This window comes from Bradyrhizobium sp. LMG 9283 (assembly GCF_045571415.1).
Classification (GTDB): domain Bacteria; phylum Pseudomonadota; class Alphaproteobacteria; order Rhizobiales; family Xanthobacteraceae; genus Bradyrhizobium.
In genome coordinates, this window is record NZ_CP120691.1 from 93,965 (window position 1) to 114,583 (window position 20,619).

Below are 20,619 nucleotides of genomic sequence, written 5' to 3' on the forward strand. Positions count from 1 at the left end.
GCGCCGATTCTCTTTCAACCGAGTGAGGTATTCCCAATGGCCGTTAGCAAGGTTTCCGACGCCGATTTCGAAACCGAAGTGCTCAAGGCGAACGGCCCCGTGGTCGTCGATTTCTGGGCCGAATGGTGCGGCCCCTGCCGCATGATCGCGCCCGCCCTCGACGAGATCGCCGGTGCGATGGGCGACAAGGTCAAGATCGTGAAGCTCAATGTCGACGAGAGCCCGAAGACCGCGTCGAAGTACGGTGTGATGTCGATCCCGACCCTGATGATCTTCAAGGGCGGCGAGATGGCCTCCCGCCAGGTCGGCGCCGCGCCGAAGGCGAAGCTGCAGCAGTGGATCACCTCCGCGGTCTGATCCGCGCTGCATCCATTTATTTTCGACACGGCCGGCGAAATGCCGGCCGTTTGCGTTGATGGGACATGTTCCGCGTGTGACGAGTCCCGCCCTTGCCAGCCCCTCCCACAAAGCGCGCCCGAAAATCGAGCCCTCTCGTCGCGATGGAGGCACGTTCGGTTGACGAGATCCCGCGCGGAAAGGAATGGCAATACGAGCCGAAATGGGATGGCTTCCGCTGCCTGCTCTCGCGCGACGGCAGCAGCGTCGACCTGCGCTCGAAGTCCGGTGAGGACCTCGCGCGCTATTTCCCGGAGATCGTGGCCGCCGCCTTGAGGCTGAAGGCGGATCGCTTCACGCTCGACGGCGAGATTGTCGTGCCGCACGGTAAGAGCTTTTCCTTCGACGCGCTCCTGCAGCGCATTCATCCGGCTGCGAGCCGCGTGAAGAAGCTCTCGGAAGAAACACCTGCGCTCTATCTTGTTTTCGATTTGCTCGCGGCGTCCCGGCAGAAAGACCTGGCCGAGAAGACGCTGCACGAGCGCCGGCCGGCGCTGGATGCGTTCGCGAAAGCCAACCTCAAGGGCAGCATCTTCCGTCTCTCACCGGCCACGTCGAGTTACGCCACGGCCAAAAAATGGCTGGCGCAATCCGGCGGCGGTTCAGACGGCGTCATCGCCAAGCGCATCGACCTGCCCTATCAGGCCGGAAATCGCGACGGCATGCAGAAGATCAAGAAATTCCGCAGCGCCGATTGCGTGGTTGGCGGTTTCCGTTACGCCACCAACAAGATCGCCGGCCGGAAAGTCGTCGGCTCGCTGCTGCTCGGTCTCTACGACGATAAGGGCTTGCTGCACCATGTCGGCTTCACCTCGGCGATCAAGGCAGAGGAGAAGCCGGCGTTGACCGATCGGCTCGAAGCATTGATTGGCGAGCCGGGCTTCACCGGCAATGCGCCGGGCGGACCGAGCCGCTGGTCGACCGAGCGCTCGGCCAAATGGTGCCCGCTAAAGCCGAAGCTAGTGATCGAGGTCTGCTACGACCATTTCAGCGGCGAGCGTTTTCGCCACGGCACCTCGATCCTGCGCTGGCGCCCGGACAAGGCGCCGCGGCAATGCACATTCGAGCAGTTGAAGCAGAAGGCGGCCGATCCGATGAAGCTGTTGGGGTAATCCGCGCTCGTGCCCCGGACGCAGCGCAGCGCTTCTTCGGCGATGCGCTGCGGAGCCGGGGTCCATGTCGCGGCATTCTGGGTCCCGGCTCTGCGGAGCAGCGCTTTGCGCCGCGCCGCGTCCGGGACACGAGAGTTTTACTTGATCCATCCCGTCGCCAGCGCGTTCGCCAGCTCCGGCTGACCGTTGCGCCGCGCCAGCGCGGCCATGGCTTCGTGATCATACGCGATGTGGCGGAACGTGACCTGCCAAGCACCGCTCACTAACTCGAGAATCGCATAGCGCGCATGCGGCGTGCCGGCTTCGACGACATGCGGAAATGGATGCTTGTCGCGAAAACCAGGGCTGCCGACGCTGCCGGGATTGACGATCAGCCGGCCGTCGCGCAAGCGCACGGCACGGGCGAGATGGGTGTGGGCGCAGAGGATCAGCGATTGCGTGATGCCTCCCGCGAATTGCTCGATCCGGTCCAGCGGCGACAGCGCCACCGCGCCGTCGGGATGCACGGTATCGAGCCAGTACACCTCGTCGCTGCCGGGCGTGGCGTGACAAAGAAAGACCTTGTCACGGAACACGCGCGTCATCGGTTGCGCGCGCAGCCAGTCGAGTTGTGCGGCATTGAGCTGCGCATGAGCCGGGCGATCCCACGAGCCCATCTTCTCGGGTGGACGGTCGAGCAGATAGCGGTCGTGATTGCCGCGCACGTGCACGGCATCGAGCGTCATCAAAATCTCGATCGTTCGGCGCGCATCGAGCGGACCGCTCAGCATGTCGCCGAGATTGACGATGTCGGTGATCCCCAGCGCGCGGATGTCGGCGAGGACAGCTTCCAGCGCGAGGTAGTTTCCGTGGACGTCGGCGATGGCGGCAAAACGCATTGGCACTTCCTGTAGCCGGATGGAGCGAAGCGTAATCCGCGATCTTCCTCGCTCATGGCGCGCTTCCCGGATTGCGCTTCGCTCCATCCGGGCTACGCAACTCTCATGCAGGAGGCGTGCCGTTGATCGCCAGCACGTGGCCGGCCAGATACAGCGAGCCGGTGATCAGGATGCGCGGCGGCACCTCGTAGGCGAGCTTCGCCAAGGCGCGCAGCGCGGCCTCGATGCCGGGCGCGGGCTCGACGCGCATGCCGAGGCTGCGCGCGGCGTCGGCCAGGCGATCGACCGGCATCGCGTTCTCGGTATCGGGGATCGGCACTGCGATGATGTGACGGGTGAGGCCGGCGAAATTGGCGAGAAAACCCTGCGCGTCCTTGTTGGCCATCATGCCGGCGATGACGACCAGCGGCCGCGACACCCGCTCTTCGAGATCGCCGAGCGCAGCCGCCGCGACGCGCCCGCCCTCGGCATTGTGCCCGCCGTCGAGCCAGATGTCCGAGCCCTGCGGACCCCAGGACAGCAGCTCGCCCGAGGTGATGCGCTGCATTCGTGCCGGCCATTCCGCGCCGACGATGCCAGCCTCGAACGCGGCGTGATTGACCTTCATGGTTGGAATCGCGCGCAGCGCCGCGATCGCGAGCCCGGCGTTGGCGAATTGGTGGCGGCCAAACAGACGCGGCGCCGGCAGATCCATCAAGCCGCGATCGTCGGAATAGACCAGGCGGCCGCGCTCGACATTGACGTGCCAGCTCTCGTTCGCGGCAAACAGCGGCGCACGGATGCGCCTCGCCTGCGCCTCGATCACGGCCATCGCCTCCGGCATTTGCTCGGCGCAAATCACGGGCACGCCGCGCTTGATGATTGCGGCCTTCTCGCCGGCGATCGAGGCGAGGGTCGACCCAAGAAAATCCATGTGATCCATGCTGACCGGCGTGATCACGCAGGCCGCCGGCGCATCGATCACGTTGGTCGAATCGAGCCGGCCGCCGAGGCCGACTTCGAGCAGTACGACATCGGCCGGGTTCTGCGCGAACAGCAGGAAACCGGCGGCGGTCTTCAGCTCGAACAATGTCGCGGCCTCGCCAGCATTGACGCGCTCGACCTCTTCAAGCGCGGCACGCAGCTCGTCGTCACCGACGAGCACGCCGCCACCCACGCGGCCGAGCCGGAAGCATTCGTTGATGCGGACGAGATAGGGCGAAGTATAGGCGTGAACCCGCAAGCCCGCAGCTTCCAGCGTCGCGCGCAGATAAGCGAGCGTCGAGCCCTTGCCGTTGGTGCCGGCGATGTGGATCACCGGCGGCAGCTTGCGTTCAGGATGACCGAGCCGTTCGAGCAGGCGGTGCATCCGCTCCAGCCCGAGATCGATGCGCTTCTGATGCAGGGCCGACAGCCGCCCGATCAATTCACCGAGCGGTGTCTTTGCAGTGTCAGGGGAGGCGTTCACGCGTGCGGCGCGGCCGGCGCCGTCTCGGCGGCCGATACGATCTGCGCCGGACTCGTCACCGGCTGCGCCGGCTTCGAAGCGCCTTCCTGCGCCGGCGCCTTGGTCAGCAGGCGGCAGAGCCGGGCGAGCGTCGGGCGCAGCTCGTGGCGGTGCACGACCATGTCGACCATGCCGTGTTCCTTGAGGTACTCGGCGCGCTGGAAACCCTCGGGCAGCTTCTCGCGGATGGTCTGCTCGATCACGCGCGCGCCGGCAAAGCCGATCAACGCGCCGGGCTCGGCGATCTGCACGTCGCCGAGCATCGCATAGGAGGCGGTGACGCCACCGGTGGTCGGGTTGGTCAGCACGACGATGTAAGGCAGCTTTGCCTCGCGCAGCATCTGCACCGCCACGGTGGTGCGCGGCATCTGCATCAGCGACAGGATGCCTTCCTGCATGCGGGCACCGCCTGATGCCGCGAACACGATGAACGGCGACTTCTTCTCGACCGCGAGCTCCATTCCGCGCACGATGGCTTCGCCTGCGGCCATGCCGAGCGAGCCACCCATGAAGTCGAAATCCTGCACGGCAACCACGACGGCGGCGCCTTCGAGCTTGCCGTAGCCGACCTTGACCGCGTCATTCAGATTAGTCCGCGCACGGGCATCCTTGACGCGGTCGACGTATTTCTTTTCATCGCGGAACTTGAGCGGGTCGGGCGTGACCTCGGGCAAGGCGACATCAAACCAGGTCTCGTTGTCGAAGATCGACTTCAACCGGGCCACCGCGCCCATGCGCATGTGGTAGTTCGAGCCGGGGATGACGAACTGGTTGGCCTCGACGTCCTTGTAGAACACGAGCTGTCCCGAATCCGGGCACTTGATCCAAAGATTCTCCGGCGTCTCCCGCCGCAGCATGTTACGGATCTTCGGCCGGACCACATTGGTAAGCCAGTTCATGGTTTGCTCCGATGTGCGATCCCGCTGGGGATCGCCTGAAAGGATATATGGCCGCCGGACCTTGCCCCGGCAAGCCGCCGTGTCGCCCGCCCCGGAAGCGGAATTATGGCCTATTCCGCCGCCTGCTGTGCGCCCTTGACGCCCTGGGCCAGGGCCGCCGTCAATTCGGCGACGGCGTTGACGGTTTGGGCGGTCGCCCGCCCCTCGGCATCGAGGCTGTTCTTGAGCGCATCCACCAGCGCCGTGCCGACGACCGCACCATTGGCATGCGAGGCAATGGCGCGCGCCGTCTCGGGCGTGCGGATGCCGAAGCCGACGCAGACCGGCAGTTTTGTATGCCGCTTGATGCGGGTGACCGCCTCGCTCACGGCCGTGGAGTCCGCGGCGGCTGCACCGGTGATGCCGGTGATCGAGACGTAATAGACGAAGCCCGAGGTATTGGCGAGCACGGCCGGCAGACGCTTGTCGTCGGTCGTCGGCGTCGCTAGGCGGATGAAGTTGAGGCCGGCCTTCATCGCGGGCAGGCAGAGCTCGTCGTCTTCCTCCGGCGGCAGGTCGACAATGATGAGGCCGTCGACGCCGACGCTCTTCGCGTCCGCGAGAAACTTGTCGACGCCGTAGATGTAGATCGGATTGTAATAGCCCATCAGCACGATCGGCGTCGCGTCGTCATTCTTGCGGAAGCCGCGCACCAGCTCCAGCGTCTTCTTCAGCGTCATGCCGGCCTTGAGCGCGCGAAGCCCTGCGGCCTGGATCGAGGGCCCGTCGGCCATCGGATCGGTGAAAGGCATGCCGATCTCGATCACGTCGGCGCCGGACCTCGGCAACGCCTTGATGATCTCGAGCGACGTCGCCGGATCGGGGTCGCCGGCCATCAGGAAGGTGACGAAGGCCGAGCGGCCCTGCTTCGCAAGCTCGGCAAAACGGGTGTCGATACGCGTGGTCACTTCTTGCCCCTCAGGATGTCGCCGACCTGCGGGACGTCCTTGTCGCCGCGGCCGGAGAGATTGACGACCATCAAGTGGTCTTTCGGCCGTTTCGGCGCGAGCTCCATCACCTTGGCGATGGCGTGCGCCGGCTCGAGCGCGGGGATGATGCCTTCGAGCTTTGACAGCAGCTGGAACGCGGCGAGCGCCTCATCGTCGGTCGCGGAGAGATAGTTTACGCGCCCGACCTCGTGCAGCCAGGAATGCTCGGGGCCGATGCCGGGATAATCGAGGCCGGCCGAGATCGAATGCGCGTCCTGGATCTGACCGTCCGCATCCATCAGCAGATAGGTGCGGTTGCCGTGCAGCACGCCGGGACGGCCGCCCGCGATCGAGGCCGCATGCAGCTGCGTGAGGCCATGGCCGGCGGCTTCGACGCCGAAGATCTCGACGGAGGGATCATCGAGGAACGGGTGGAACAGGCCCATCGCGTTCGAGCCGCCGCCGATGCAGGCGACCAGCGAATCCGGCAGGCGGCCTTCGATCTCCTGCATCTGCGCCTTGGTCTCGTTGCCGATGACCGACTGGAAGTCGCGCACCAAGGTCGGATAGGGATGCGGACCCGCCACCGTGCCGATGCAGTAGAACGTGTTGTGCACGTTGGTGACCCAGTCGCGCAGCGCCTCGTTCATGGCGTCCTTCAGCGTGCGCGTGCCCGACTGCACCGGAAACACTTTTGCGCCCAGCATCTCCATGCGGATCACGTTGGGCTGCTGCCGCTCGACGTCGACGGCACCCATATAGACCACGCATTCCAGGCCAAAGCGCGCGCACAGCGTCGCGGTGGCAACGCCGTGCTGGCCCGCGCCGGTCTCAGCGATGATGCGCTTCTTGCCCATGCGCCGTGCCAGCATGATCTGGCCGAGCACGTTGTTCACCTTATGCGAGCCGGTGTGGTTGAGCTCTTCGCGCTTCAGGTAAATCTTCGCGCCGCCGAGATGCTCGGTGAGACGTTCGGCGAAATACAGCGGCGAAGGCCGGCCGACATAGTTCTTGAGATAGCCGTTCATCTCGGCCTGGAACGCCGGGTCGGCCTTGGCGGCGGTGTAGGCCTTCTCCAGATCGAGGATCAGCGGCATCAGGGTTTCGGCGACGAAGCGGCCGCCGAAAATGCCGAAATGGCCGCGCTCGTCGGGGCCGCTGCGGTAGGAATTGGGTTTGGCGATGTTCATCGAACACTCAACTCTTGGCTGGCGCGCGCGGCGCGAATGAAGGCCTGGATCATCTCGGGATCCTTGACGCCGGGGGCGCTCTCGACACCCGAGGACACATCGACGCCGCCGGCGCGGGTGACACGGAGGGCTTCGGCCAGGTTATCGGCGTGCAGCCCGCCCGAGACCATGTAGGGCCGCTTCAGATCGAGATTTTCCAGCAGGTGCCAGTCGAACGGCGCGCCCAGGCCACCGGGCCGCGTCGCGTCCTTCGGCGCACGTGCATCGAACAGGATGCGGTCGGCGACCGCGGCGTAGCCGGGCAGAACGGCGAGATCGGCCGCTGTCGCGACCGGCACCGCCTTCATCACGGGACGGCCGAACTTCTGCTTGATGTCGCGCAGCCGGGCGACGCTCTCCTTGCCGTGGAGCTGGAAAATGTCCGGCGACAGCGCATCCATGATGTTGTCGAGCGTGGCGTCGTCGGCGTCGACCGTGAGCGCCACTTTCAGCGCGCGCTGCTTCACCTGGCGGCCAAGGTCCCGGCCGAGCTCCAGCGAGAGATGCCGCGGCGACGGCGGAAAGAACACGAACCCCACCATGTCGGCGCCGGCATCGAGCGCTGCTTGAAGCGTCTCGCGCGTGGACAGGCCGCAGATCTTGACGAGCAGGGACATGGTCTCAAAGCGGGTAGCGGCCACAAAGGTGCGGCCGGAAAACGGGGTTTTCGGTCGGGGCCGCTTCTACAACGTCGCGCGCTGCTTGTCTCGCCCGATGGGCCCGTAAAGGCCTACCCCCGAGGCAACGGGGAGGCGCTGCGTCTCGGGCCTTGCTGCGGCCACATGGGCCCGCAGATCGGTCAATTCGCCCCTCGCAGCCCTGGCGTCGGCCTCGTGCCGGCGCGCGGCCCGCCGCCAGCGCCGCTGGCCGAACCAGACCGCGCAGCCACCCGCCACGACACCCAGGGCAGCCACCAGGATCAGGAGGAGGAACAGCGGCATCGTGGCCGAGAATGAGGGGTCTTCGGAGATGAAGGGATCGAAGGAGACGGTGACGAAATGCCGGTTGGCCACCGCGAAGGTCACCAGGATCAGGCCCAGCGGAATCACGATCAGCGCGGTCAGGAACTTTCGCATCTCGCTTCGCTCGCCTGAATCAAGCTTCCGGCCGCATTGCTCGCGACCGCGGCAAACCCTAGCGCCGGCCTTAGTCTGCCGCGCCGGGATCCGGATGGTCGCGGTTCAACCGCTCGCGCATTTCCTTGCCGGTCTTGAAGAACGGAACGCTCTTCTGATCGACGGGCACATGGGCGCCGGTGCGTGGATTGCGCCCTGCGCGCGCAGGGCGATGCTTGACCGAGAAGGCACCGAAGCCGCGCAGCTCGACGCGATCGCCGCGTGCAAGCGCCGCTACGATCTCTTCGAGAATCGCATTCACAATGTTCTCGACATCCCGCTGGTACAGATGCGGGTTGTGCTCGGCGATACGCTGAACAAGTTCGGATTTGATCATCGAGAGATAGGACCCGGAAGCGTGCGGATGACCATTTCCGTGAAAATACCGTGATCTGTCAAGACGCTAAATCAAGGCTGAGCGTCGTGAAAAAGCGTGACAAATGCCGAAAAAGCAGGCTGCGCCGGCACGCGCCAGACGGGAAAAGCTTTCGGAACTCGCCTGTCTCCGGTCAGTTTGACGCCGCCGGCTGCCACAACGCCAGCATTCCATCCATTCCGAGGCGATCGACCGCCTGCGCGACGCCGGTTTGCCCGATCTGATGCGCAATCGAGCCCAAACCGAGCGCTTCCAGCGTCACGGCGGCAGCTGACTTGAGGAACGACAGATCGCCAAAGCGCGGCTGGAGCTTGTAATCGCGCACGGGAAGCCCCTTCTTGACGCCCTTGTGCTCGACCAGCCAGGTCACGGCCGTCTTCTCGTCGCCGATCTGGTCGATCAGCTTGAGATCGATCGCCTGGCGGCCGGTGAAGACGCGGCCATCGGCGACTTTTTCGAGCTGCGTGTCATCCATGCCACGCCGCTCCTTCACGAGGCCCTTGAACCAGGCGTAGGAGTCCTTCACCAGCGCATCGAGCGCCGCGCGTGCTTCGGGACTTGTCGGCTCGAAACCATTCGGCGCGGCCTTGAGCGGCGACGACTTCACCTCCTCGACCTTGACGCCGATGGTCTTCAACAGCTCGGTGACGTTCGGATACTGGAACAGCACGCCGATCGAGCCGATCAGCGAGCTCTGCTGGGCGACGATATGATCGCTCGCGATCGCCGTGATGTAGCCCCCGGAGGCGGCGAGGCCCTCGACCACGACGACAAGCGGCTTCTTCGCCTTCAGCCGCACGAGCGAGTCATAGAGCTGCTCGGAGCCGGCGGTGGTGCCGCCCGGTGAGTTGATATGAACGACGACGGCAGCCGCCTGCGAATTCTCAAGCCGCTCCAGCGCCTGCGTGCGATCGGAATCGCTGCGGATCAATCCCTCGATATGAACGCGCGCGATCGAACCGGCGGATGCGAAGGTGCCGCGCGCTCCGGGTGTCGCAATCAGCGCAACGCTCGCAATCGCCGCGATCGCTATCAATGCGGCCATCACGCGCCAGAACGTCAGCTTGCGGCGGATCCTGCGGCGATCGACGATGATGTCTGAATCGAGCGACATCGGAATATCTCCAAATGAAAGGCTGGCGCGTTGTGCCGTCACAGCGTGACCATCGGCCTATCTGGATACATCAATTGCGGCGTAATTTGAAGAAAACAAGGCTGGGCCGGGCAAGAGGCGCCACACATTCGGTGTCGTCCCCGCGAACGCGGGGCCCCATAACCACAAGGAAAAGTTGTCGCAGAGACTGGTAACTCCGAGTTTTCGCCAAACCACTGCCTGTGGTTATGGGTCCCCTGATCTGCGCGCAGCCCTAGACGACGCTGCGCGTTGTTTAGAGCTGCGCTTGTCAGGGACGACAGCCGAATGAGGCCGCAAGCGGGATAGGGGGAAGCCTCGCGGCTTCTCCCCTCCCACACCACCGGACATACGGGTCCGTATCCGGCGGTTCGGTAGATTATGCTGGTTGCTGTGCCGCGACGGAAGCCAAGCCGAGTGCCCTGAAGAACGCGATTGGCATGGCGATGGTGAGCGCGGGGCTGTTCGCGAGCCGCCAGGGGCCATGTGGGTTGCCGACGGTTTGTGCCGCCAGATTCCGGCCGACGCCGCGACGTCGCAACTCGGCGAAGCGGGTGCTCCCACGCTTCCATTGCTTCCAGGCGATGGCGCGCAACCGCCGCCTAGTCCACTCATCAAGTGCCTGCAACACCGACGGCGTTTGGCAGAAGCCAAAGTAGCCGCGCCATCCCTTGAGATAGACCGACAGCTCTTTGACGATCTGCGCGAGGCTTCGGCCGCACGTGCGCCGCGTCAGCTCCCGGACTTTCGCTTTGAAGCGGGTGAGTGCCTGGGGCGCGATGCGCCGCCGCGGCTCTGTCCCGCCGGTGAAGCTGAAGCCCAGGAACTTGCGAACGCTCGGTTTGGCAACCGCGCTCTTGGCCTTGTTGATCTTGAGCTTGAGGCGCTTTTCCAGGAACTTCTCGATGCCCGCCAACACCCGCTCGCCCGCCTTCTGACTGCGCACATAGATGTTGCAGTCGTCGGCGTAGCGTCCGAAGCGATGGCCGCGCTTCTCCAGTTCCTTGTCCAGTACATCCAGCATCAGATTCGACAATAGCGGCGAGAGCGGGCCGCCCTGCGGCGTGCCCTCGTCCGTCGAACTGACCAGCCCTCCTTCCATCACACCCGCATTCAGGAACGCGCGGATGAGCTTCAGGAGGCGCTTGTCAGTGACCCGCTTCGCGACCAGCCCCATCAGGATGTCGTGGTTGACCCGGTCGAAGAACTTCTCCAGATCGATGTCCACGACAACGGCGTGCCCGGACGCGATATACGCCTGCGCCCGTTCCACCGCCTGATGTGCCGAGCGGCTCGGCCGGAAGCCGAAGCTCGCCTCGGAGAACGTCCCGTCCCAATCCGCCTGCAGCACCTGCAGCACCGCTTGCTGGATGAAGCGGTCGAGCACCGTCGGGATGCCGAGCGGCCGCAGGCCACCCGACGCCTTCGGTATCTCCACCCGCCGCACCGGTTGTGGCTTGTAGGTCCCGTCAAGCAACTGGGCGCGGATCGCGAGCCAGTGCTCCTTCAGGTGGGCCGGCAACTCGCCGACAGTCATCCCGTCGACGCCCGCCGTCCCCTTGTTGCGCGTCACTTGCGCCAACGCATTCTTCAGATTCTCACGCTCGACCACTGCTTCCATCGTCGGCCCTGCGACCGCCGGGCGTTCAAGACTGGTCTTCGCCGCGCTTGCTTCGATCTCTCGGGCGGCGGCGCTTTGGGCTTCACCCTCCGCGCCGGTGCCCGAGTTCAGTTCGACCTGACTTTTCTGTCGCATGGCTCGCGCGAGATGGACTGCTCTACTAACCACTTCCACCGTTCGGGCCTTCGGCGGCGCGCCGCCGCCTACTATGCCCTCGGCTGACTTCTGCGCTGCGGTCAGGCCGCCTTACGGCCGCCTCAGTCCCGTTACCGGGACACAGCGCAGACCTCCCGAGGTAAGACCGACCGCCTTCACCGCACGCCCGCCGGATTTACCACCCCGACCTTTGATGACCATGGACTTCGCAATCATGTGCTTGCTCGTCCGGCCGGGTAGGCCTCATTATCCGGTTCTTGTCCATCGGGTCGCGGCTTTGCCCCGCGCTGTCTTCAGACCCCATCTCGCGATGACGCCCTTGCGCTTCGCTAATCCTTCGCCGTCATCAGGCTGGATAGAGGACTTCCACCTCCAAGCTGTCGTTCATACTCGGCACACACAAAAAAGCCCCGGCTCGCGCCGGGGCTTCGATGCAGCGAAACGAACGTTTCGCTTACTTGTTGTCGCGGTTCTTGAGCGCGGTGCCCAGGATGTCGCCGAGCGTCGCACCCGAATCTGAGGAGCCGTACTGCGCGATGGCTTCCTTTTCTTCGGCGACTTCGAGCGCCTTGATCGACACCTGGACCTTGCGGGCCTTCTTGTCGAACTGGATCACGCGGGCATCGACCTTCTCGCCGACGGCAAAGCGTTCGGCGCGCTGGTCGTTGCGGTCACGGGCGAGCTCCGAGCGCTTGATGAAGGTGGTGAAGTCGGTACCGGCGATCTTCACCTCGATACCGCTCTCCTTCACTTCGAGCACTTCGCAGGTCACGACCGCGCCCTTCTTGACATCGCCCGGCTCGGCGAAGGGGTCGCCTTCGAGCTGCTTGATGCCGAGCGAGATGCGCTCCTTCTCGACGTCCACATCGAGCACCACGGCCTTCACCATGTCGCCCTTCTTGTAGTTGTCGATCACCTGTTCGCCCGGAAGCTTCCAGTCGAGGTCGGAGAGGTGGACCATGCCGTCGACGTCGCCCTCAAGGCCCAGGAACAGGCCGAACTCGGTCTTGTTCTTGACCTCGCCCTCGACCACCGAACCGGTCGGGTGACCTTCGACGAAGACCTCCCAGGGGTTGCGCATGGTCTGCTTGAGGCCGAGCGAGATGCGGCGCTTGACGGAATCGACTTCCAGCACCTGCACGTCGACTTCCTGCGAAGTCGACACGATCTTGCCGGGGTGCATATTCTTCTTGGTCCACGACATCTCGGAGACGTGGATCAGGCCTTCGATGCCCGGCTCAAGCTCGACGAACGCACCGTAGTCGGTGATGTTGGTGACGCGGCCGGTGAAGCGGGCACCCAGCGGGTACTTGGCTTCGATGCCCTGCCACGGATCGTCCAGCAGCTGCTTCATGCCCAGCGAGATGCGGTGCGTCTCGTGGTTGATCTTGATGATCTTGACCTTCACGGTCTGGCCGATCGAGAGCACCTCGGTCGGGTGATTGACGCGGCGCCACGCGATGTCGGTGACGTGCAGCAGGCCGTCGATACCGCCGAGGTCAACGAACGCACCGTAATCGGTGATGTTCTTGACCACGCCGTCGATGACCTGACCCTCTTCGAGGTTCTGCACCAGCTCCTGGCGCTGCTCGGCGCGGGTCTCTTCCAGCACCGTGCGGCGGGACACGACGATGTTGCCGCGGCGGCGGTCCATCTTGAGGATCTGGAACGGCTGCGAGTTGTTCATCAGCGGCGCAACGTCGCGGATCGGACGGATGTCGACCTGCGAGCGCGGCAGGAACGCCACGGCACCGTCGAGGTCGACGGTGAAGCCGCCCTTGACCTGGTTGAAGATGACGCCGTTGACCTTCTCGTTGTTCTGGAACGCCTTCTCCAGCTTGCCCCAGCTCTCTTCGCGGCGCGCCTTGTCGCGCGACAGCACGGCTTCGCCGAGGGCGTTCTCGATGCGATCGAGGAACACTTCCACCTCGTCGCCGACCTTGAGGTCGCTCTCACGACCGGGGCCGGAAAATTCGCGAAGGGCAACGCGGCCCTCGGTCTTCAGGCCGACGTCGATGACGGCCATGTCCTTTTCAATTGCAACCACCTTGCCCTTGACGACGGAGCTTTCCTGCAGGTTGCCGCCTGCGAAGGACTCGTCGAGCATCGCGGCGAAATCGTCGCGCGAGGGGCTATAGGTATCAGCAGATGTCGAAGCCATTTGTTCTCCAGTTGCGGATGTCTTGCCGGCCGTTGGGTTCATGGGCGCATCGCACACGCAGTGTCGGAAGGTCCGCAAAACCTTCGAGCGACCGCTCGCTGCTCCGGCTTTGCAGCAGAACAGCGGAAGCGGGCCGGCAGAGGCCCGCGCGTTCGATACGTGGAAATCTGATGTCCGGAGCCTGGATCGCACCGGCCCCGAAACGAGGGGACCGAAGATGTCGACATCAAAGAGGCGGGAGCGGGCGCTTCCTCCAATGACGGCTGCGGCTTAACCCCGCGACCGGCCCGCTCGGACGGCCTCGATAATGTCGATGGCGGCCCGGACGCCGCCTTCTATATCGAGTTGGGAGTTATCTAGCAAGTAAGCATCCGGGGCCGGTTTTAAAGGCGCAACCGGCCGGTTCTTGTCGCGTTCGTCGCGCTGGATGATGTCGGCGAGCACGGCCGCCTCGTCAGCCTCTTCTCCCCTCGCCCTGGCCTCGATGGTCCGGCGATGCGCACGGACCTTGGGGTCCGCGACGACGAAGATTTTGACATCGGCATGGGGGCAGATCACGGTTCCAATATCCCGGCCGTCGAGCACGGCGCCCGGCGGATCGGCGGCAAATTGCCGCTGGAAATTGACCAGGACCTCGCGGACCCGCGAGATCGCCGAGACGATGGAGGCGCCCTCGCCGACCTTCTGGGTCTTCAGGACGGGATTGCCGAACTTTTCGGGATCGAGCTCCAGCGCTGCCGCCACCGCCGCCGTTTCATCGCGAAGATCGTGACCGGACTGCATCAGCTCGTAAGCCACAGCGCGATAGATGACCCCGGTATCGAGATGACGATAGCCGTAATGGTGGGCGAGGCGCTTGCCGAGCGTCCCCTTGCCCGAGGCGGCGGGCCCGTCGATGGCGATGATCATGAAAACTCGGCCCCTAGCGAACGCATCATCGGAATGAAGTCCGGGAAACTGGTGGCGATAAAGGCGGTGTCGTCGACGGTCACGGACTGGTCGGAGGCACAGCCCATCACCAGCGCGGACATCGCGATGCGATGGTCCATGTGGGTGGCGACAGTGCCGCCGCCGGGGACATGGCCGCGGCCCTCGACGATGAGATCGTCGCCGGATACCTCGACCTTGACGCCATTGACGCGGAGCATGGCGGCGGTGGCTTCAAGCCGGTCGGATTCCTTGACGCGCAGCTCCTGCAGGCCACGCATGATGGTGGTGCCTTCGGCGAAGGACGCCGCCACCGCCAGCACCAGATATTCGTCGATCATCGACGGCGCGCGCTCCGGCGGCACCTCGACGCCGCGCAGCTTTGACGCGCGCACGCGAAGCTGGGCCATCGGCTCGCCGGCATCGCCCCGCACTTCGCTCTCCTCGATCGAAGCGCCCATTTCGCGCAGCGTCGTAAACAGACCGGTGCGCAGCGGATTGGTCATGACATCCGATAGGATGACGTCGGAACCCTCGGCGATCAGCGCCGCGACGACCGGGAAGGCCGCCGAGGATGGATCAGCGGGCACCACAACATTGGCGCCATGCAACTCGGGCTGGCCCACCAGTGTGATGCGGCGGCCGTGCTGACCTTCCTGCACCGAAGTAATGTCGGCGCCAAAATGCTTCAGCATCAGCTCGGTGTGGTCGCGGCTGGCCTCGGTCTCGATCACCGTCGTGGTGCCCGGCGCGGCAAGACCGGCGAGCAACACGGCCGATTTGATCTGGGCCGACGCGACCGGGGTCTTGTAGGTGATCGGAAGCGGATCGCGCGCGCCCTGGAGGGTCAGCGGCAGACGCCCGCCCTCGCTGCCGGAGATGACCTTCGCGCCCATCCTTTCGAGCGGATCGAGGATCCGGCGCATGGGGCGGCTGCGCAGCGAGGCGTCGCCGTCGAACACCGCCGAGATCGGGCAGCCGGCAACGGCTCCCATGACGAGACGGCAGCCAGTGCCGGAGTTGCCGAAATCCAGCGGCGCCCTGGGCTGGGCAAAGCCTCCGACCCCCACCCCCTGCACCTTCCAGGCGAAATCACCGATCCGCTCGACCCTGGCGCCGAGCGCCTGCATGGATTTGGCGGTGTTGAGGACGTCCTCGCCCTCCAGCAGGCCCGAAATCCTGGTCTCGCCGACCGCAAGGGCGCCCAGGATCAGAGCGCGGTGGGAGATCGACTTGTCCCCGGGCACCCGTACTTTCCCGGTCAGGGCACCGCTGGCGCGAGACTGGAGCGGCCTCGGTTGGTCGGAATGGGTCAAGATTGTGTCCTTGGATAGGCCCTGTGGGCTGGGCGCACGTACCACATGGTCCGCGCCCCGTCACGGGCATGTCTTTCTCTCGTAATGCGCTATTGACAGCGGGCCGCCAACTAGCCAAGTGAAGCACCGCTTTTCAGACATTCCCAGGATTCCTGCCGTGGCCAAGTCCGAACTCGGAACCAAACGTATTTGCCCGACCACGGGCAAGAAATTCTATGACCTCAACAAGAATCCGGTGATCTCGCCCTATACCGGCGAGGTGGTGCCGATCGCTCCCATCGCGCCCGCGCGCGGCCGGGCCGCCGAGGCCCGCAACATGGCCGAGGACACCGCGCCGGAGCCGGCGGAGGCCGAAGAGTTGGTGTCGCTCGAGGAGGCCGATGCCGAAGAGAACACCGGCAAGGTCAAGGCCGTCGTGCCCGAATCCGAGGACGATATCGAGGTCGACGAGACCCTCGACGACGACGATGACGATGATTCGACCTTCATTGCCGACGAGGAAGAGGGCGATGAGGACGTGACCGACATCATTGGTGATGTGGGAGGTGATGAAGAGACTTGAGATCAGCCCTGATCTGTGAAAAAGGGTGCACCGCGCGAGTCGCCAAGGACTCGCCGGTCCGGGTGATCAACCAGGTTCACCCGGTTAAGGACTAAGGGGCCATAGCTCAGCTGGGAGAGCGCTTGCATGGCATGCAAGAGGTCGGCGGTTCGATCCCGCCTGGCTCCACCAGCCTTCGCTGGCTTCGCCAGCTTCGGCTCGGCAAGCCCTTTCGTAGCGAAGGCTGCCGCGGCGTAGCCCGAAGGGCAAAGCCGGGCTTGGACGAACTTCCCTACTCCCCAATCACCGCATTCAGCCGATCGCGCAGTGCGACGATCTCGTCTTTCATGGCGATCAGCTCCGACACCGAGCAGTCCGTCGCCGCCAGGATCGATTGCGGCACGCTGCGTGCCTTGTCCTTCAGCGCATGGCCCTGCGGCGTCAGTGCGATCAGCACCTGACGCTCGTCCTCGCTCGAGCGGGTGCGCTTGACGAGATGGGCGGCCTCGAGCCGCTTGAGCAGCGGCGTCAGCGTGCCCGAATCCAGGAACAGCTTCTCGCCGATCTCCTTGACCGGCACGTCGTCGCGCTCCCACAGCACCAGCATCACCAGATATTGCGGATAGGTCAGGCCGAGCCGGTCGAGCAGCGGCTTGTAGACGCGGTTGAAGGCGTGCGCGGCGGAATAGACCGCGAAGCAGATCTGGTTGTCGAGCCGCAGCGGCGCATCCGCTGCCGATGGTTTCCGGGCCATGGGGAATCTCACAAGGTTTGCCCCATTGTGGGACCGCGCGACCCGACATTCAATTGCGAACAATTAAATGTGAGACCCCGCAATTTCGATTGCGCACTATCTAATTGCCTGCAATAAAGATCGCGCCCCACCCCCTGACCCAGGAGACCACAATGTCTGTGAACGTCCTCTACAAGACCAGCGCCAAGGCCACCGGCGGCCGCGACGGCCATGCCGCGACCCTCGACGGCGCACTCGACGTCAAGCTCACCACGCCGAAGGAGCTCGGCGGTGGCGGCGGCGCCGGCAACAATCCCGAGCAACTCTTCGCGGCCGGCTATGCCGCCTGCTTCATCGGCGCGATGAAGTTCGTGGCCTCGCAGGGCGGCCCCAAGGTTCCGGCCGAGGCCTCAGTCACCTCGACCGTCGGCATCGGCCCGCGTTCCGAAGGCGGCTTCGGCCTCGACATCGATCTCGCCGTCTCACTGCCGGGCCTTGCCCGCGCGGAGGCCGAGGCGCTGGTCGCGAAGGCGCACCAGGTGTGCCCGTACTCCAATGCCACGCGCGGCAATGTCGACGTTCGCCTGACGGTCGTCTGATCGAAAGGGCGGATGGGCTGGCCCGGGATCCCCCTCGGGCCGGCCGCTTCCGTTGATTTCCCACATCGCGGGATTGCGCGGCGGCGGCGCATGCGGCCCTACGTGCGGCGCCATTGCTGGCGCAAAAAAACCTCGCTAGGCCTGTGATCAAATCTCGACACAGGAGAAGCGAAGGCATGAGTTCTGAAGCCGCGGGTTCTGAAGCCGTTCTGGGGGCCATGAGCGGACTGCGCGTCATCGATCTCACGCGCGTGCTCGGCGGTCCCTACTGCACCCAGATCCTCGCCGACCATGGCGCCGACGTGATCAAGGTCGAGCCGCCCGCTGGCGACGAGGTGCGCGAATGGGGGCCTCCCTTCCACGAGGAGGACGCGGCCTATTTCGTCGGCATCAACCGCAACAAGCGCTCGATCGGCCTCGACCTCGCCTCCGAGGGCGGCCGCGTCGTGCTGCTGAAGATGCTGGAGACGGCCGACGTCCTGATCGAGAATTTCAAGCCGGGCACGCTGGAGAAATGGGGCATCGGAAACGAAGTCCTTAGCAAGAGATTCCCGCTCCTCGTGCATTGCAGGATCTGCGGCTTCGGCGCCGACGGCCCGCGTGGCGGCAATCCCGGCTATGACGCCATCATCCAGGCCATGACCGGCATGATCGCAGCGACCGGATCGCCCGAGAGCGGACCGATGCGGATCGGCGTGCCGCTGGTCGACATCACCACCGGCCTTTATGCGGCGATCGGCATCCTGATGGCGCTGTCGGAGCGGCAGCGCTCCGGCAAGGGCCAGTTCCTGGAGACGACGCTGTACGAGACGGGCCTTGCCATCATGCATCCGCACACCGCGAATTATTTCATGCATGGCAAGCCGCCGGGCCTCACCGGCAACGAGCATCCCAATCTCGTGCCTTACGCGATCTTCCCGACCAAGACCGACAACATCTTCATCGGCGTCGGCAATGACGGCACCTTCCGCAAGCTGGCGAAAGAGATCGGCAAACCCGAGCTCGGCACCGACCCGCGCTTTGCCCGCAACAAGGACCGCATCGCCAATCGCGAGGCGCTGCGCGCCGAGCTTGCCGGGGTGTTCAGCCAGCACGAGGCTGAACCGCTGTGCAATCGCCTGCTCGCCGCCGGCCTGCCCGCAGGTCCGGTGCAGAAGATCGACCAGGCGTTGACGAACCCGCACACGATCTACCGCGGCGATATTATCGAGAAGGACTGGTACAAGGGCGTGGCCTCGCCGATCCGGCTCGATCGCAGCAAGCCGAGCCTGCGGCGCGTGCCGCCGAAATTCAGCCAGCACGCCGCGGAGGTGCTGGGTGAGTTCGGCTACTCCAAGGCCGAGATCGACGCGATGGTCGAGAAGGGCACCGTCTGCGGTCCCGAGCGGAAACGCTAAAGGCCCGACCTCCTCACCCAACTAATTGCCGCACTGCGGCGCGCGCGCGCATGTGCAGCGCGAGCGGATTTGGCTGTCCGCGCACGTCTTCGCCTATTTTCCGGCTTTCCTTTTCCAGCGCTTGCCGCTTTCGTTTCGGCCGCTTACACAGTCATGTGAACGTCATAGGGCGCTGCTAGCGCAAGCGCTTCTTTAGTGACGGGCAAGGGAGGTTTTCTTGATGGCTCTTCGACATTTTGGCGCGGCTGCTGCTGTTGCACTCACGATTGGTCTCGGCGCCTCGCCGGCGCTCGCGGTGACCGAAATCCAGTGGTGGCACGCGATGACGGGCGCCAACAACGACGTCATCGTCAAGCTCGCCAACGATTTCAACGCCGCGCAGAGCGACTACAAGGTGATCCCGACCTACAAGGGCAACTACGCCGACACGATGAACGCCGGCATCGCCGCGTTCCGCGCCGGCAACGCGCCGCACATCATGCAGGTGTTCGAGGTCGGCACCGCCACCATGATGGCCGCGACCGGCGCGGTGAAGCCGGTTTACAAGCTGATGGCCGAGACCGGCGAGAAGTTCGATCCGAAGGCCTACCTGCCCGCAATCACCGGCTACTATTCGACCTCGAAGGGCGAGATGCTGTCCTTCCCCTTCAACTCGTCGTCGACCGTGATGTGGGTCAACCTCGACGAGCTGAAGAAGGCCAATGTCGATATCCCGAAGACCTGGCCTGAGGTGTTCGACGCCGCCAAGAAGCTGAAGGCGGCGGGCCACGCCACCTGCGGATTTTCCAACTCCTGGGTCACCTGGGTCAATCTCGAGCAGCTCTCCGCCTGGCACAACGTGCCGCTGTCGACGAAGGCCAACGGCCTCGACGGCTTCGACACCGTGCTCTCGTTCAACGGACCGCTCCAGGTCAAGCATCTCGAAAACCTCATCGAGCTCCAGAAGGACAAGACCTACGACTATGCCGGCCGCACCAACACCGGCGAAGGTCGCTTCACGTCGGGCGAATGCCCGCTCTACCTGACCTCGTCGGCGTTCTTCGGCAACGTCAAGGCGCAGGCCAAGTTCGCCTTCACCGCGGTGCCGATGCCTTATTATCCGGACGTCAAGGGCGCACCGCAGAACTCGATCATCGGCGGTGCCTCGCTCTGGGTGATGGGCGGCAAGTCGGCCGACGAATACAAGGGCGTCGCAAAATTCCTGACCTTCCTCTCGGACACCGATCGCCAGGTCTATATCCACAAGGCCTCCGGCTATCTGCCGATCACCAAGGCGGCGTATGAGAAGGCCAAGGCAGAAGGCTTCTACAAGGACCAGCCGTATCTGGAGACGCCGCTGCTCGAGCTGACCAACAAGGAGCCGACCGAGAATTCGCGCGGCCTGCGCCTCGGCAACATGGTGCAGCTCCGTGACGTCTGGGCGGAGGAGATCGAGCAGGCGCTGGCCGGCAAGAAGACCGCCAAGCAGGCGTTGGACGCGGCCGTCGAGCGCGGCAACACCATGCTGCGCCAGTTCGAAAAGACCGCGGTGAAGTAAGGCGACGAGCGGCGGGCCGGTCAACCGGCCTGCCGCCCCC

General features: G+C 64.7%; 20 protein-coding genes and 1 tRNA gene. 7 read left to right on the plus strand and 14 right to left on the minus strand.

The genetic code is table 11. The features are described 5' to 3' along the window. The first annotated feature begins 36 nt into the window (after positions 1 to 36). Both trxA and P6U29_RS00390 read left to right on the plus strand, forming a co-directional pair. Positions 37 to 357 (plus strand): thioredoxin, encoded by a 321-nt coding sequence (gene trxA / locus P6U29_RS00385; protein WP_074121876.1) that lies wholly within the window; start codon positions 37 to 39, stop codon positions 355 to 357. Between the two features lie 92 nt (positions 358 to 449). Beyond that, complete coding sequence (locus P6U29_RS00390) at positions 450 to 1,508, plus strand: ATP-dependent DNA ligase (RefSeq protein ID WP_407115823.1); 1,059 nt, start codon at positions 450 to 452, stop codon at positions 1,506 to 1,508. Positions 1,509 to 1,645: 137 nt separating this feature from the next. Here the strand turns inward: P6U29_RS00390 and P6U29_RS00395 are convergent, their stop codons facing one another. The 13 genes from P6U29_RS00395 to aroA form a co-directional block, all read right to left on the minus strand. Continuing rightward, positions 1,646 to 2,386, minus strand: coding sequence for a metallophosphoesterase family protein (locus P6U29_RS00395; RefSeq protein ID WP_407115824.1), 741 nt, complete (start codon positions 2,384 to 2,386; stop codon positions 1,646 to 1,648). Between the two features lie 103 nt (positions 2,387 to 2,489). After that, positions 2,490 to 3,833, minus strand: coding sequence for a bifunctional folylpolyglutamate synthase/dihydrofolate synthase (locus P6U29_RS00400; RefSeq protein WP_407115825.1), 1,344 nt, complete (start codon positions 3,831 to 3,833; stop codon positions 2,490 to 2,492). Further along, positions 3,830 to 4,771, minus strand: coding sequence for an acetyl-CoA carboxylase, carboxyltransferase subunit beta (gene accD / locus P6U29_RS00405; RefSeq protein ID WP_407115826.1), 942 nt, complete (start codon positions 4,769 to 4,771; stop codon positions 3,830 to 3,832). The genes P6U29_RS00400 and accD overlap by 4 nt, the downstream gene beginning before the upstream one ends. Positions 4,772 to 4,881: 110 nt before the next feature. After that, the gene (gene trpA, locus P6U29_RS00410; protein WP_407115827.1) at positions 4,882 to 5,718 is read right to left on the minus strand and encodes a tryptophan synthase subunit alpha; all 837 of its coding nucleotides are present in this window, start codon (positions 5,716 to 5,718) and stop codon (positions 4,882 to 4,884) included. Further along, positions 5,715 to 6,929: a tryptophan synthase subunit beta gene (gene trpB, locus P6U29_RS00415; RefSeq protein ID WP_129142367.1), complete on the minus strand. Its 1,215-nt coding sequence runs from the start codon at positions 6,927 to 6,929 to the stop codon at positions 5,715 to 5,717. The genes trpA and trpB overlap by 4 nt, the downstream gene beginning before the upstream one ends. Beyond that, entirely contained in the window at positions 6,926 to 7,585 is a 660-nt protein-coding gene (locus P6U29_RS00420) for a phosphoribosylanthranilate isomerase (protein ID WP_407115828.1), read from the minus strand. Before P6U29_RS00420 ends, trpB begins: the two co-directional genes overlap by 4 nt. 66 nt (positions 7,586 to 7,651) lie before the next feature. After that, positions 7,652 to 8,044 (minus strand): lipopolysaccharide assembly protein LapA domain-containing protein, encoded by a 393-nt coding sequence (locus P6U29_RS00425; RefSeq protein WP_407115829.1) that lies wholly within the window; start codon positions 8,042 to 8,044, stop codon positions 7,652 to 7,654. A gap of 70 nt (positions 8,045 to 8,114) precedes the next feature. Continuing rightward, positions 8,115 to 8,420, minus strand: coding sequence for an integration host factor subunit beta (locus P6U29_RS00430; protein WP_008539997.1), 306 nt, complete (start codon positions 8,418 to 8,420; stop codon positions 8,115 to 8,117). Between the two features lie 172 nt (positions 8,421 to 8,592). Next, on the minus strand, positions 8,593 to 9,573 hold the full coding sequence (gene sppA / locus P6U29_RS00435) for a signal peptide peptidase SppA (protein WP_407115830.1): 981 nt from the start codon (positions 9,571 to 9,573) through the stop codon (positions 8,593 to 8,595). A gap of 397 nt (positions 9,574 to 9,970) precedes the next feature. Next, positions 9,971 to 11,347 carry a group II intron reverse transcriptase/maturase gene (ltrA, locus tag P6U29_RS00440; protein WP_407115831.1) on the minus strand — a complete coding sequence of 459 codons (1,377 nt, stop codon included), beginning with the start codon at positions 11,345 to 11,347 and terminating at the stop codon, positions 9,971 to 9,973. Between the two features lie 475 nt (positions 11,348 to 11,822). Then, positions 11,823 to 13,529, minus strand: a complete 1,707-nt coding sequence (gene rpsA / locus P6U29_RS00445; protein ID WP_407115832.1) for a 30S ribosomal protein S1 — start codon at positions 13,527 to 13,529, stop codon at positions 11,823 to 11,825. A 270-nt stretch (positions 13,530 to 13,799) separates the two neighbouring features. Next, entirely contained in the window at positions 13,800 to 14,438 is a 639-nt protein-coding gene (cmk, locus tag P6U29_RS00450) for a (d)CMP kinase (protein WP_407115833.1), read from the minus strand. Then, on the minus strand, positions 14,435 to 15,772 hold the full coding sequence (aroA, locus tag P6U29_RS00455) for a 3-phosphoshikimate 1-carboxyvinyltransferase (protein ID WP_407115834.1): 1,338 nt from the start codon (positions 15,770 to 15,772) through the stop codon (positions 14,435 to 14,437). Before aroA ends, cmk begins: the two co-directional genes overlap by 4 nt. Before the next feature lie 157 nt (positions 15,773 to 15,929). Between aroA and P6U29_RS00460 the strand changes: the two genes are divergently transcribed. Both P6U29_RS00460 and P6U29_RS00465 read left to right on the plus strand, forming a co-directional pair. Beyond that, positions 15,930 to 16,334: a TIGR02300 family protein gene (locus tag P6U29_RS00460; RefSeq protein ID WP_407115835.1), complete on the plus strand. Its 405-nt coding sequence runs from the start codon at positions 15,930 to 15,932 to the stop codon at positions 16,332 to 16,334. 95 nt (positions 16,335 to 16,429) lie between these two features. Continuing rightward, a tRNA-Ala gene (locus P6U29_RS00465) sits at positions 16,430 to 16,505 on the plus strand. Between the two features lie 100 nt (positions 16,506 to 16,605). Here P6U29_RS00465 and P6U29_RS00470 read toward each other — a convergent pair. Further along, positions 16,606 to 17,067: a MarR family winged helix-turn-helix transcriptional regulator gene (locus tag P6U29_RS00470; RefSeq protein WP_407115836.1), complete on the minus strand. Its 462-nt coding sequence runs from the start codon at positions 17,065 to 17,067 to the stop codon at positions 16,606 to 16,608. 152 nt (positions 17,068 to 17,219) lie between these two features. On the opposite strand from P6U29_RS00470, the gene P6U29_RS00475 reads away from it, so the two are divergent. The 3 genes from P6U29_RS00475 (at position 17,220) to ugpB (ending at position 20,579) form a co-directional block, all read left to right on the plus strand. Then, positions 17,220 to 17,645, plus strand: a complete 426-nt coding sequence (locus P6U29_RS00475; RefSeq protein ID WP_407115837.1) for an organic hydroperoxide resistance protein — start codon at positions 17,220 to 17,222, stop codon at positions 17,643 to 17,645. A gap of 176 nt (positions 17,646 to 17,821) precedes the next feature. Further along, positions 17,822 to 19,042, plus strand: coding sequence for a CaiB/BaiF CoA transferase family protein (locus P6U29_RS00480; protein ID WP_407115838.1), 1,221 nt, complete (start codon positions 17,822 to 17,824; stop codon positions 19,040 to 19,042). Positions 19,043 to 19,262: 220 nt separating this feature from the next. Further along, complete coding sequence (ugpB, locus tag P6U29_RS00485; protein ID WP_407115839.1) at positions 19,263 to 20,579, plus strand: sn-glycerol-3-phosphate ABC transporter substrate-binding protein UgpB; 1,317 nt, start codon at positions 19,263 to 19,265, stop codon at positions 20,577 to 20,579. Positions 20,580 to 20,619 lie beyond the last annotated feature (40 nt).

Coding starts and splice junctions, on each gene's coding strand:
- trxA (WP_074121876.1), top strand. CDS start 37: ATGGCCGTTAGCAAGGTTTCCGACGCCGATTTCGAAACCGAAGTGCTC.
- P6U29_RS00395 (WP_407115824.1), bottom strand. CDS start 2,386: ATGCGTTTTGCCGCCATCGCCGACGTCCACGGAAACTACCTCGCGCTG.
- accD (WP_407115826.1), bottom strand. CDS start 4,771: ATGAACTGGCTTACCAATGTGGTCCGGCCGAAGATCCGTAACATGCTG.
- trpB (WP_129142367.1), bottom strand. CDS start 6,929: ATGAACATCGCCAAACCCAATTCCTACCGCAGCGGCCCCGACGAGCGC.
- P6U29_RS00420 (WP_407115828.1), bottom strand. CDS start 7,585: ATGTCCCTGCTCGTCAAGATCTGCGGCCTGTCCACGCGCGAGACGCTT.
- P6U29_RS00425 (WP_407115829.1), bottom strand. CDS start 8,044: ATGCGAAAGTTCCTGACCGCGCTGATCGTGATTCCGCTGGGCCTGATC.
- P6U29_RS00430 (WP_008539997.1), bottom strand. CDS start 8,420: ATGATCAAATCCGAACTTGTTCAGCGTATCGCCGAGCACAACCCGCAT.
- sppA (WP_407115830.1), bottom strand. CDS start 9,573: ATGTCGCTCGATTCAGACATCATCGTCGATCGCCGCAGGATCCGCCGC.
- ltrA (WP_407115831.1), bottom strand. CDS start 11,347: ATGCGACAGAAAAGTCAGGTCGAACTGAACTCGGGCACCGGCGCGGAG.
- rpsA (WP_407115832.1), bottom strand. CDS start 13,529: ATGGCTTCGACATCTGCTGATACCTATAGCCCCTCGCGCGACGATTTC.
- cmk (WP_407115833.1), bottom strand. CDS start 14,438: ATGATCATCGCCATCGACGGGCCCGCCGCCTCGGGCAAGGGGACGCTC.
- P6U29_RS00470 (WP_407115836.1), bottom strand. CDS start 17,067: ATGGCCCGGAAACCATCGGCAGCGGATGCGCCGCTGCGGCTCGACAAC.
- P6U29_RS00475 (WP_407115837.1), top strand. CDS start 17,220: ATGTCTGTGAACGTCCTCTACAAGACCAGCGCCAAGGCCACCGGCGGC.
- P6U29_RS00480 (WP_407115838.1), top strand. CDS start 17,822: ATGAGTTCTGAAGCCGCGGGTTCTGAAGCCGTTCTGGGGGCCATGAGC.
- ugpB (WP_407115839.1), top strand. CDS start 19,263: ATGGCTCTTCGACATTTTGGCGCGGCTGCTGCTGTTGCACTCACGATT.